The following is a 13,363-nucleotide window of genomic DNA, read 5'->3' on the forward strand; positions in this document are numbered from 1 at the left end:
ATGGTTTGAGGAGGTTGATAGTATGAAGTCTAGGATATTATTTTGGTCGGTTATTATGCTGTTCTTCATCTTCCCACAAGGTTTTGCATCTGCTGAAAAAAATAACAGTGATAAAGTGCCTGCCGAAAATGTTGTAGAAGAACGCTATCATTCCGTCCTTGAAAAGTGGAAAAAAGAAGGAATTAAGGGCGCCTCGAAATTTGAGGTGTCTGTTCCTTCATCAATTGCCACTAATCTAGACAAACAGAATCTTTTGCCGAAATCTGAAAGCAAAGGATATGGGGATAGTGTTTTCTATTGGCATAACCAGCAATCAATTTCCTATGAAATTGATGTACCTGAGGAAGGGTTATATGAACTTTCTTTTGATTATTATCCATTAGGCAATGGGGTTGTTCCAATAGAGGGCTCAATCCTGGTGAATGGTGAATTTCCTTTTTATGAAAGCAGGCGAATTGTATTTCCGGTTACCTGGAAAAACAAACTAAATACTTTTGGTCAAGACAGATTTGGTAATGATATTATTCCTGAACAAATGACTGTCATGAACTGGAGCAGTATCAAGGTAGAAGATGCAAGCCAACTCCAGCCTGAGCCATTAAAGTATGATTTAAAAAAGGGAAAAAACACAATTGAACTTTCCAACCTTCAGGGAGAAATGCTGGTTGGAAAGTTAGAAGTCACCTCGCTCTCAAAGACGCCTTCTTATAAAGAGTATTTAGAAAAAAATAAAAATAAAAAGCTAGTTAATGATTTAATCATGAATGAAGCTGAAAGGAATTATACAAAGAACAGTTCCTACATCAGACCTTTTGCTTCTACTGATCCATCATCCGTGCCAAGTAATCCTAAGAATTTATTATTAAATTCACTTGGTGGTGACTCTTGGAATACAAGCGGACAAGAAGTGAACTGGAACGTAAAAATCGAAAAAGATGGCTTTTACCAGCTGACCTTTAAAGTTCAACAGAATAAACAGACTGGTGCACCTGTCTTTCGAAAATTGTTAATAGACGGTGAGGTCCCTTTTTCTGAAGTGGCTCCTTTCACATTCGAATTTAATAAAAAGTGGTCAAATGTTACGCTAAGTAACCACAAGGAAGAGCCATTTTTATTCTATTTAACGAAGGGTGAACACGTAATTGGTTTGGAAGCTGATGCTTCACCAGTAGAAAGAGTAACAAATACCACAAATGAGGTTATGAAAGAAATTGAAGAATTATCTCTTTCTATTAAAAAACTAACAGGAAACCAAACGGATCGATCCCGCGGCTGGAAAATAAGTGAATTTATACCGGATATTGAACAACGTGTGATTCAATGGGCTGATACTCTAGAAAAAGAAAATGAGTATTTAGGGACTTTGAGTAAATCTGAAAAAAGTTCAAAAGAAATGGTTTCTCTACAAATGGCAGCTAAGAAACTAAAGACATTAAGTGAAGAACCAGATGAAATCCCAAATAGATTGACAGAACTTTCAGAAGGTTCTTCATCAGTAGCTCAATTGCTTGGGGACCTGCTGGTTGATTTACCAAAGCAGCCTTTACTGATTGATCGCTTTTATATCCATGGAGAACAAGAATTGCCATCAGCAGAGATTGGTTTTTTTCAAAAAACGTGGGATGGAATTGAACGGTTTGTCCTGTCATTTTCAGCAGGAAATTATTCCGTTTCAAATACCGATGATAAAACAATAGAGGTCTGGGTGAACCAACCACGCCAATATGTAGAGCAAATCCAAAATTTAGCTGATCGGACCTTTACACCAGAAACAGGAATTTCTGTTAAGTTTTCTATAATGCCAGAAGAGCAAAAATTAATTCTGGCAAATGCTGCTAACAAACAGCCGGACGTTGCTCTTGGAATTAGTAACTGGCTGCCATACGAATTAGCTATTCGAGACGCTGCAGTAGATTTACATCAATTCGAAGACTTTGAGGCCTATAGTAAACAATTCTCACCAGGAGCATTTTTACCTTTTATCATTGAGGATTCTGTATACGCTCTGCCCGAAACACAGGATTTCTATGTTCAGTTTTATCGCAAAGATATACTTGATGCTTTAAATCTTCCTGTACCGGATACCTGGGATGATGTTATTAGTATTTTACCAGAGTTACAACGATTCGGGATGAATTATTACACACCTATTTCAGGAGCTTCAGGATTTAAACCGTTCCAATCAACTGCTCCATTCATTTATCAATTCGAGGGAGACCTTTATGAAAAGGATGGAATGAAGACTGCGATTGGAAGTGAAGAAGCGTTAAAAGGCATTCAATTCATGGCGGATCTGAATACCATCTATAGCTTACCTCTGCAGGTTCCAAATTTCTACAATCACTTTAGATATGGGACACTGCCTATTGGAATTGCAAATTTTACAACCTACATTCAATTGACATCAGCAGCACCTGAAATTGCCGGATGGTGGAATATCTCACCTTTTCCGGGAGTGAAGCAGGCGGATGGAACGATAGAACGTTGGGCGACAGGTTCTGGTCGGTCGGCAATGATTTTCAAAGGTACAAAAGACCGTGAAAAATCATGGGAACTATTAAAATGGTGGATGTCTACTGAGACGCAAACAGAATTTGCTTCCAGTCTGCAAAACCTTTATGGGCCAGAATACATGTGGAATACGGCCAATCTTCAGGCGTTTAAAAATCTGCCTTGGCCTGAAGAACATAAAGATACGATTATTAAGCAATGGGAATTTTTACAGGAAGTACCGAAAACACCAGGTACTTACATGGTAGAACGTGAGTTAAGTAACATCTGGAATCGGATTGTTTTCGATGGGGAAAATACAAGATCTGCGGTTGATGACTCAATCATAGCCATTGATAGAGAGATGAGCCGCAAAATGGAGGAGTTTGGCTATATGAAGAACGGTAAAATGGTTAAGCCGTATCCAATCCCTACCATTGAACAAGTGGAAAGTTGGGCAGGCGAAGAAAATGACAAAAAATAAACGAGATTTAAGTCAATGGTTTTTTCTTGGTCCATATATACTCTTTTTTACGGCTTTTATCGTTATACCAGTTGGTGCAGGCATACTATTGTCCTTTACCTACTTCAATGCCATTGAGGCACCAACTTTTATTGGGTTAAGCAACTACGTAAGCCTAATAACTCAAGATGAAGTGTTTATGCAAAAGATATTGCCAAATACTTTGACCTTTGCATTAATTGTGGGTCCAGGGGGATATATACTTTCATTTATCCTCGCCTGGTCTTTAGCACAGGTTCCAAAAAAAATAAGAACGGTGCTTGCTTTAATTATCTATTCACCTTCCATGACAGCCGGGGTTGCTATGGCTGTCGTATGGACCATTATCTTTAGCGGAGATCAAACGGGATATTTAAACAGTATGCTCATCACAATGGGAGTACTGTTAGAGCCGATCCAATGGCTTCAATCGCCCGAATATTTAATGAAAATTATGATTCTTGTTACTCTATGGGGCAGTATGGGGGTAGGATTTTTGGCGATGCTATCTGGCGTCCTTAATATCAATAGTGAAATCTATGAAGCTGGTTATATTGATGGAATTAAGAATCGATTCCAAGAGGTAATCTACATTACCATTCCTTCAATGAAACCGCAAATGCTGTTCGGTGCGGTTATGGCTGTAGTAGGAACATTTCAGGCCGGTGCCATTGGGGTTGCACTTTCAGGAGCAAACCCTACACCACAGTATGCAGGTCAGCTGATGGTAAACCACTTAGAAGACTTTGGCTTCATCCGTTACGAAATGGGCTATGCAGCAGCGATATCGGTTGTGCTATTAATCGTTGTTTATGCATTCTCTAAAGTAGCTTGGAGGCTATTTGGAGAAAAGGATTAACAAGTAGGAGTGATTTGTATGTCAGCCTTTCATGGAACAAAAATGAATCCATCAAAGTTTCATAAAAGCCAACTTAAGTTTCTTGTTTTTTTAATTCCGTTGGCAGTATTTATGGCTTTACCGATTGTTTATGTATTTTTCCATGCATTTAAACCAATTGATGAGCTGTTTGCCTACCCGCCGCGTTTTTTCGTCGAAAAGCCTACATGGCAAAATTTTGCTGACTTGTTTGGGCGAGCAAACGCGTCTGGGGTGCCAATGTCTCGGTACTTATTTAATAGTATAGTTATTACTCTAATAGTAGTCTTTTTAACTATTATTATTAGTACGATGGCTGGATACGCTTTATCAAAGAAAGAATTCAAATTAAAAAAGACAATCTTTGAGATTAATACGCTTGCTTTAATGTTTGTTCCTGCAGCAGTTGCAATCCCAAGATACTTAATAATAGATGAATTAGGATTGATTAATAACTTTTTAGTTCATATTCTTCCTTTGCTAGCTATGCCAATCGGACTGTTTCTAGTTAAGCAGTTTATCGATCAAATACCTAATGAACTAATTGAAGCGGCGAAATTAGATGGCGCATCGGATATACACATCTTTACAAAAATTATCATACCACTAGTAAAGCCTGCTATTGCAACCATTGCGATATTATCGTTTCAGTTAGTTTGGAATAGTGTTGAAAGTTCGACATTTTATGTAAATGATGAAGGATTAAAAACCTTTTCTTTCTATATGTCGACACTAACTTCACAGGCTACGGGAAATGTTGTTGCCGGACAAGGCATGGCAGCAGCTGCTTCATTAATCATGTTCGTTCCGAACTTAATTATTTTTATCGTACTTCAAAGTCAGGTTATGAATACAATGGCGCATTCTGGTATTAAGTAACAGATAGGGGGAGGGACATGCAGCATTTCATTAGAGTTATATTATGCTTAGGTTTATTATTAATGCTTCCCTTACAATCAATTGCATTTGCTTCTGCTCCATATAAAACAGAAACATTATCATCTGATGGGGGATTAATTGAAACACAAACAGCATTTACACCTCTTGGTGAATTTTTATCAGGAGAAGAGGTAGTAAATCCTGAAGATATTTTTTCTGATACAAATGGTTTCATTTATATAGCCGATTCTGGAACAAAAAAAGTAATTATGGCTGATGAAAACGGCAATATACGAGCACGAATTGGAGAAGGTGTACTTGAGAAACCAACAGGGGTTTTTGTTGACGATAATGGCGATATTTTTGTAGCAGATTATGCAAAAGAAAAAGTTTTCCGTTTTAATTCGGGCGGGGAACTTAAGGGTGAATTCGGAAAACCAGATTCTCCGCTTTTTGGAAAAAAATCTCCGTATAAACCACAAAAGGTTGGAGTGGACCGCCGTGGAAATCTTTATGTCATTAGTGAAGGTTCAACGAATGGAATAATTCAGCTTAGTCAGGATGGTTCATTTTTAGGTTATTACGGTGTAAATAATACTGAGATTAGCTTTAAGTCAGTTATTCAGAACTTGCTTACTACGGAAACTCAAAAATCTAAAATGTTTATGAAAACTCCACCTGCCCCAGATAATATTGCACTCGATAAACAGGGACTTATATATTCTGTGACGGAAGGAACTGAAAATGAAGTAATCAAAAAACTAAATGTGGCCGGAAAGAATATGCTCGACCCGTTTATCTCTTGGGACTCAACCTATCAAGATATCACGGTTGATAAAGATGGGAACATTTTCACCTTAAATAGCACTGGAGAAATTCATGAATTTGACAGTTTCGGAAATTTGTTGTTCGTTTTTGGAGGAACAGATGATGGTTCAAACCGGTTGGGATTATTTAAACAACCGACTGGAATTACGATTGACCAAAATGGCAAGCTTTACATAACTGATAAAGAGCGCGGCATGATCACGGTTTTGGAGGCAACTGCTTTTGCAGGTCAAGTTCATAAAGGAATTGCATTATTTAAAGAAGGCTTATATGTAGAAAGTCAGCAATACTGGGAATCTGTTTTGGAATTAAACTCTTCTTTTGGACTTGCCCATACGGCAATGGGAAAATCCTATTATAAACAGCAAGACTATGAAAAAGCCTTAGAAGAATATAAATTTGCTGAGGATGTTTATGGATATTCAGATGCTTTCTGGGAAGTTCGACAAGCGTGGATGCAAGAAAATCTTAGTTCCGTTTTGCTCATAATGATCGGATTAATCGTACTCTATTATTTTATTAAATATCTTGATAAAAAGAGAAAAATATTGGATGTACCGAGAAACAATTGGAATGAATTGAAAACAAGAAAGCTTTTGTCAGAATTACTATTTTTATTTAAATTTTTTAAGCATCCGATTGACAGCTTTTATTATTTAAAACGAAAACAGTATGCTACTGTTTTGTCTGCAACGATTCTTTATATCATTTTATTTATTGAATATTTGATAGCAAAATTTCAAACAGGATTTATTTTCTCGTACCATGGACTAGGTGAGAAAAGCTTACTAGTGGAAATTTTAATTGTTTTTGTTCCGCTTCTACTATTTATATTGATTAACTATATGGTAAGTACTATTAATGATGGAGAAGGAAGATTTAAGGATATTTATATTGGGACGATCTATTCACTTGCTCCTTATCTCGTATTCATTATTCCTATTACCATCCTATCTAATGTTCTGACGTATAATGAATCATTTATTTACATTTTTTCAATCCGTATTATTTACGTCTGGTGTTTAATCATTTTGTTTATCATGATTCAGGAAATACACAATTACACCTTCTCAGAAACGGTACGAAATATTTTTGTTACTTTGTTTGGTATGGCCATCATGATTCTTGTTGTTTTCATCGTATTTGTCTTATTTGACCAAGTCTATGACTTTGTCTATTCCATCATGAAGGAGGTTATGATGCGTGTATAGGATATTATTAATTGCCCTTACCATTATGCTTTTGCCCATTCATGCAAATGCGGATTCGACCAAAAAATCAAATTCGGAACAACCTTCTGTATTAAATGAGAATGAACATGATGAAATGAAATATAGTTCTGCTCAATTTACTAAACCAGAAAAATCAAACGAGAAGCAAGCAACACAATCACCATCTTTCGAAGGATTTGAAAAGGCTGCGGAAAATGAGAACTTGATCCTTTACGTAAATAAAGAATCTCTCGCTTTAAAGATTCAGGATAAACAAACCCAATATGTTTGGAATACCGGAGTCGATCATCCTGATAACTATCGCATCAATAAAACATGGGAAGAAATGATTCAGTCCGCCATTACAGTGGAATATGCTGATCGTAAAGGGAAGGTAAGAAGCGAGAGCATATTGACAAACAACTCCAAGCCTAAAATTGAAATGACCAAAAATGGTTTTACTGCCAAAGTGTTTATGAATCAGGCGAAAGTTAGCTTTCAATTAAATGTAGAATTAGAGGATGATAGTTTACAAGTTTCCCTCCCAAAAGAAAAGATTGAAGAAAATAAGCGTACGAAGCTGATTTCTATTAAGATTTACCCGTTCCTAGGGGCGGTTAACGAGAATGATTTGAATGGATACATGTTTTTGCCTGATGGCAGTGGTGCTTTAGTTAGATATGAGAAGAGTGGAAAAAAAGCAGATACTCCATTTGTTGGCTCCATCTTTGGAAAAGATGAAAGTTTTAAGAAAACGGTAAAAGTCAATGAAAAAGTTTATCCAGTCCAACAAATCAAGATGCCTGTTTTCGGCGCTGTACATGGAGTAAAACAAAATGCTTTCCTAACAGTTATTGAAGATGGATATACTTACGGTGATGTTGTGGCTTACCCAGCGGGGGTTTCAACTGATTTTAACTGGGTATCTTCTCAGTTCCATTATCGGAACGAATATTACCAGCCGACAAGTAAGAGCATGAATGGAATTAATGTATATCAAGAAAATGCAAATAACTTTGATATTACACTCCGTTATATGTTTTTAAGAGATGCAGATGCTGATTATGTTGGCATGGCTAAAAGATATCAAAAGTATTTAGAAGAAAATGATCAATTGAAAAAACAAGTTGATAAGTCTCAAGTACGTCTTGAAATTCTTGGCGGTGAAGTAAAGGAGGGATTAATTTTGGATTCTGTCATTCCGATGACAGAAATTAACCAAATCCCACAATTCACCAAAGAATTGAAAAAAAATAAAGTGGATAAAATGTTTGTTGTGTATAAAGGCTGGACAAAGGGTGGTTTAACAGGAACACTGCCAACTAAATTTCCGATTGAGAAAAAGCTGGGAAATAAAAATGATGTTCAAGATACAACCGCTGCATTAAAAAAGGACAACATACCACTCTATTTTTATACTGACTATACAAAAGCATATGAAGGTGCATCTGGATATTCAGGAAGTAAGGACGTAGCTAAGAAAATAAGTTCCGAGACAATCTCACTCTTAGAAGGAAAAGAGAAAGTATTTTATCTGTCTCCTTTGAAATCTTTGGAGATGGCCAAGGATGACATTGAGAATTACAGTAAAAATGGAATATCCAATCTTGCGATAGATTCGACTGGCTTTACACTGTTTTCTGATTATAATAAGAGTTCATCTTCAGATCGTATGCAAACGATAGATACCTATAATGAACTTATTCATGAATTTAACAAAAAGATGGGGAATGTTGCTCTATATGAGCCGAATGTATATACATGGAAACAGACAAATCGTTATTTGGACATACCAATGTATTCATCAAACTATGTTTTTGAAACAGATACCGTCCCTTTCTTACAAATCGTCTTAAAGGGGTATATCCCTTATTTCGCACCATTTTCTAATTTCAATGCTAATCCCTCGGAGGATGTGCTAAGGATGATTGAATATGGAGCATATCCATCTTTCTTATTAACCGATCAACCGTCGCATTTATTGAAGAAAACACCATCTAATGGTGTCTATACTTCTGAATTTGATCTTTGGAAAGATGAAATTGTTGAACAATATAAAATGATTGAAGAAAGTCTTGGACAAGTAGAAGGTGCAGCGATTACAGCAAGGGAAATTCCGAAAGCTGGAGTTGTGGAAGTTTCTTATTCCAATGGAAAGATGATCATTGTGAATTATACAGACTCGCCATATAGTGCACATGGAATTCAGGTGCAGGCACAAGACTTTGCTGTGATTGAGAGGGGGGAATAGCGGTGAAAGGGTTAAAGACAAAAAATAGTTTAGTAGGACTGTTATTTGTATCACCATGGATAATAGGGTTTGCAATTTTTACCGCTTTTCCTCTATTATATTCTTTATTTTTAAGCTTTCAAAAAGTGAAGATTACTACAAGTGGAATTCAAACTGAGTTTATTAGATTTGAAAACTTTCAATATGCATTTGTTGTCGATGCGATCTTTACTGAACGATTAACGAAGTACCTTGAAGAAATGATTATTTCTGTTCCCATTATCATTGTATTTTCATTAATTATTGCTCTGCTTCTTAATCAGAAAATCAAATTCCGAGGAATGTTTCGAACTATTTTTTTCCTCCCGGTTATCATTGCCAGCGGTCCAGTAATGAAGGAGCTTATCGATCAGGGAATAACGACGATTCCAACGATAGAGAAATACGCGATCTATCAAGCACTCACTGCTAGTCCGGATGGCTTTTTGAATGGGATACTTTTGTATCTCATTAAAAATTTGATTATGATTCTTTGGTTTTCTGGAGTACAAATACTAATTTTTATTGCAGCATTACAAAAGATGGATAAGCAAATCTATGAAGCTGCGAAAATTGATGGCGCCTCAAATTGGGAGTCATTTTGGAAAGTGACACTTCCAAGTTTATTCCCAATGATTATTGTTAACACCATTTATACAATTGTTATGTATTCGATGTTTTCTTTGAATCCGATTATTGAGCATATCCAGACAAACATGTTTAAAGTTGATACTGGTTTTGGATACGCATCGGCACTGTCCTGGATTTACTTTCTCATAATTGCACTAGCGCTCGTTTTAAGTGTAGGAGCAATGACGTTAAAGGGGAAGAAAAATTACAATTAAAAAGGAAGGGTTCAAAGTGCAAAACTCTAAAACGCAGCAGCTTGATAAATATTATTTAAAAACAAAACGGTTTTTTCTTGGAATGCAAGGGACTGACGGCTTGCTATTTAAAGTCCTAGTCTATGGATTGCTGGTAGGAATTGGGTTTGTGTATTTGTTTCCAGTAATTTATATGGGGATATTTAGTTTCAAAAGCCTAGATGATCTTTTAAATCCAATGGTCAATTGGATTCCAACTCAATTTTATTTAGATAATTACACCAAAGCTAATCATGTACTTAATTTCTTTTCAACACTTATGGAAACATTGTATGTGACGGTTCTACCTGCTATAGCACAGACAGCTGTTGCAGCGGTTATTGGCTATGGATTAGCGCGATTTGAATTCCCTGGGAAAAAGGTTCTTTTTGTTCTAGTCCTAGCAACTTTTATTATTCCTCCTCAAGTCACGATGATTCCAAGATATCTATTTTTTAATGAATTGAATATCCTTGGAAGTCTGAAGGCCTTTATGCTTCCCGCTGCTTTTGGACAAGGATTGAATAGTGCTATATTTATCCTGATTTTTTATCAGTTTTTTAGAATGGTACCAAAAGCACTTGAGGAAGCTGCTCAAATCGATGGTGCAGGTCATTTTCGAATATTCTTTACCATTGCTCTTCCAATGGCGGTTCCAGCCATCATTATTTCATTTCTATTTTCGTTTGTATGGTATTGGAATGAAACATATCTTGCAGCGATTTATTTTGGTGATGCTCTAACCACTTTACCCCTGCAGCTGCAAAAGTTTGTTGCAACCTATGAAAAAATGTTCCCAGCAGAGATGGGGCTAGAGGGAAATCAACTGAACGAAGGAATTAAGATGGCGGGGACTATTTTATCAATCCTTCCTCTACTGATTGTTTATTTTATTACTCAACGTTGGTTTGTTGAAGGAGTAGACCGTTCTGGTATTACAGGTGAATAAAAATAAAGGGTGGTTTTACCACCCTTTATAATTGTTACAAAACGAAAATAGATGAAAGGCAGGGTGCGTTATGATTGAAATTCAAAATAAACAAATCATTATCGATGGTAAGCCTCAAATCATTATGTGTGGAGAAATTCATTACTACCGTCTTGACCGAAATGATTGGCAGGACAGGATTGATAAATTAAAACTTTCTGGCTGTAATGCAGTCGCGACTTATGTTCCGTGGCTCCTTCATGAACCCGTAGAAGGGGAAGTAGATTTACATGGGAAAATACGCCCAGAGTTAGATTTAGAAGGATTCATAGAGCTTTGCGAGGAAAACGATTTATACTTTTTTGTCAGGCCTGGTCCATTTATTATGGCTGAGATGAAAAACGAAGGAATCCCATACTGGGTTTATGATAAACATCCAGAAATTATTCCGATTTGTTGGGATAATAATCCTGCTACAACGCCAACCCTAGACTACAATGCGCCTGGATTTTTAAAAGAGGTTCGTAATTGGTACAAGGCTCTTATGGAAATTGTAACACCTAGATTACATACGAACGGCGGGAACATCATTGCATTCCAGCTTGATAATGAAATTGGGATGCTTTCTTGGGTAAGTAATTGTCCAGATTTAACCGATTTTGTTATTGATGAGTTTTCGATTTGGTTATTGAATCGATACGATGAAGAGACACTTACTTCTCGTTATCCATTTAATCTAAATGAAAAAGAAGGAAGAAACAATGCAATCCGATCACCTAAAGAAGAGTATGCGGCTGAATTAATGAAGGATATCGGTTACTATATGAGACACCGTTTTGCTCAATATGTAGATACTCTTAGAGGATTTGCAGAAGAATTCGGTGTGAAAGACATCCCATTTGTCGTTAATATTCATGGAACCGGCGGTGGCCGCGGATTTACTTATCCAATTGGTATAAGCCAGCTATATGAATCCTATACACAAGCACCTGGATATCTATCAGGTTCAGATATTTATTTTGGTGATCTAGATATCGTAACCTTTCAAGACTTATATATCATCAACGGTTTCATGGATGCAGTCCATAACCCGGACCAGCCATTGACTTCAGTTGAATTCAACTGTGGGGATGGTAATTTTGGTAATAACTTAGGTTCACGGTATGACGTATCTGCGGCTGACTTTAAAACAAGAATGTGCATTGCTCAAGGAAATCGCTTGTTGAACTATTACTTGTTAACAGGAGGCAGAAATTATCGTCTTGATCAAAAAGTAGGAGACGGAAACGATAGGATTGCAAGCACAGGAGAACGTCATGGTTTTGCAGCACCTGTAAGTCCTGAAGGGGAGCTTAACTATACTTTCCCGCGTATGGCGAGAGCGATCAAAACGATGATGGCCGTTTCAGACAAAATAGCTGTAATGGATGAAGAACGCGATGATGTAGCATTTGCGTTTATCCCTGATTATTACATGACTGAGTACCATTATCCTCATAGTGAAAAAATGAGAGAAATTCTTTCAAACATTGAAGCCAATCGTAATAGAGGGGCATGGGAGATAATGGGTAAATCAATGCTTCTTTCAGGCTATCGTTTCGGGTCAGTTGATATCCAGAACAAGCCTTTATCAGCTAGTGAAATACCTGTATTAGCACTCCCTTCCGCTAGGTACATGGATAGTGAAATCCAAAGAAAGCTTGTTGATTATATGTACGAAGGAGGATGCATTTTCTTATATGGAGAAGTTCCTCTGTTTGATATGGAAGGTAAAGAATGCACGATTCTTGCAGATGCTTTTGGGGTTAAACCAAAAGGAATCTATAGAGACTCACATAGACATTTTCTGTCTCTTTACGCTGAAAACTGGGCAGCACCACGGCCTGAAGTAAGGAGTCATTTTGCACAAACATTTGAAATCAGTCATGCTGTGCCGTTACTGAAGGTTTATGGAAATGATGAAGTTTGTTCATTCGATGTGGCAGTCGGCGATGGACGTGCAATTGTAATGGCCGCTGCCTATTCATGTGATATCGCATTCTTTAAAGAAGGATTTGAAAAGCTCGGTGCAAAAGCGAAGCTCACCCATGATTGTAAGGAACACGGAATCTTTATGACATCCACTTCAAATCATGAAGGTGAGAGATTTATCCATATATTAAATCTTGATGGTTTTAATAAAGAACTGAAAATTTATGATAACGGCGAAGCTTTATTTGGCGGTAAGTCGATTACTCTTCAAAGTAAAGATGGAGTGATGTTACCTGTCAATCTATTGATAAATGAAGGTAAGATTGTATACTCCACAGCCGAAATTACAAAATTTACTGAAAATGCTATTCAGTTCCGTTTAACGCAAAGTCAGGATGTTATTGCATTTGAAACTACCAAGGAAATTGCACCTAATGAGAACTATTCCATTGTGAAGATAGGAGAATTAACACTGGTTAATAGTCAGAAGCACGCAAAGGTTGATGACGCTCTAACCATCTATTTCAAGTAAGTGAGAGGAGATA

General features: G+C 36.9%; 8 protein-coding genes. All 8 read left to right on the top strand.

Going from position 1 to position 13,363, the window contains the following annotated elements:
- Nucleotides 1-22 precede the first annotated feature (22 nt).
- The 8 genes from QNH48_RS04675 (at nt 23) to QNH48_RS04710 (ending at nt 13,350) form a co-directional block, all read left to right on the top strand.
- Nucleotides 23-2,974: an extracellular solute-binding protein gene (locus QNH48_RS04675; protein WP_283953975.1), complete on the top strand. Its 2,952-nt coding sequence runs from the start codon at nt 23-25 to the stop codon at nt 2,972-2,974.
- Nucleotides 2,961-3,851 (top strand): carbohydrate ABC transporter permease, encoded by an 891-nt coding sequence (locus tag QNH48_RS04680; protein ID WP_133370328.1) that lies wholly within the window; start codon nt 2,961-2,963, stop codon nt 3,849-3,851. Before QNH48_RS04675 ends, QNH48_RS04680 begins: the two co-directional genes overlap by 14 nt.
- An 18-nt stretch (nt 3,852-3,869) precedes the next feature.
- Nucleotides 3,870-4,748 (top strand): carbohydrate ABC transporter permease, encoded by an 879-nt coding sequence (locus tag QNH48_RS04685; RefSeq protein WP_283953976.1) that lies wholly within the window; start codon nt 3,870-3,872, stop codon nt 4,746-4,748.
- 17 nt (nt 4,749-4,765) lie between these two features.
- Entirely contained in the window at nt 4,766-6,787 is a 2,022-nt protein-coding gene (locus QNH48_RS04690) for a YIP1 family protein (RefSeq protein ID WP_283953977.1), read from the top strand.
- Entirely contained in the window at nt 6,780-9,038 is a 2,259-nt protein-coding gene (locus QNH48_RS04695; RefSeq protein ID WP_283953978.1) for a DUF5696 domain-containing protein, read from the top strand. The genes QNH48_RS04690 and QNH48_RS04695 overlap by 8 nt, the downstream gene beginning before the upstream one ends.
- Nucleotides 9,039-9,040: 2 nt before the next feature.
- The gene (locus tag QNH48_RS04700; RefSeq protein ID WP_283953979.1) at nt 9,041-9,901 is read left to right on the top strand and encodes a carbohydrate ABC transporter permease; all 861 of its coding nucleotides are present in this window, start codon (nt 9,041-9,043) and stop codon (nt 9,899-9,901) included.
- Between the two features lie 16 nt (nt 9,902-9,917).
- Nucleotides 9,918-10,868 (top strand): carbohydrate ABC transporter permease, encoded by a 951-nt coding sequence (locus tag QNH48_RS04705; protein WP_206021590.1) that lies wholly within the window; start codon nt 9,918-9,920, stop codon nt 10,866-10,868.
- Between the two features lie 70 nt (nt 10,869-10,938).
- Nucleotides 10,939-13,350, top strand: coding sequence for a beta-galactosidase (locus QNH48_RS04710; RefSeq protein ID WP_283953980.1), 2,412 nt, complete (start codon nt 10,939-10,941; stop codon nt 13,348-13,350).
- Nucleotides 13,351-13,363: the final 13 nt, after the last annotated feature.

The organism is Neobacillus sp. YX16 (assembly GCF_030123505.1).
Lineage (GTDB): Bacteria > Bacillota > Bacilli > Bacillales > Cytobacillaceae > Neobacillus.

Coding starts and splice junctions, on each gene's coding strand:
- QNH48_RS04675 (WP_283953975.1), top strand. CDS start 23: ATGAAGTCTAGGATATTATTTTGGTCGGTTATTATGCTGTTCTTCATC.
- QNH48_RS04680 (WP_133370328.1), top strand. CDS start 2,961: ATGACAAAAAATAAACGAGATTTAAGTCAATGGTTTTTTCTTGGTCCA.
- QNH48_RS04685 (WP_283953976.1), top strand. CDS start 3,870: ATGTCAGCCTTTCATGGAACAAAAATGAATCCATCAAAGTTTCATAAA.
- QNH48_RS04690 (WP_283953977.1), top strand. CDS start 4,766: ATGCAGCATTTCATTAGAGTTATATTATGCTTAGGTTTATTATTAATG.
- QNH48_RS04710 (WP_283953980.1), top strand. CDS start 10,939: ATGATTGAAATTCAAAATAAACAAATCATTATCGATGGTAAGCCTCAA.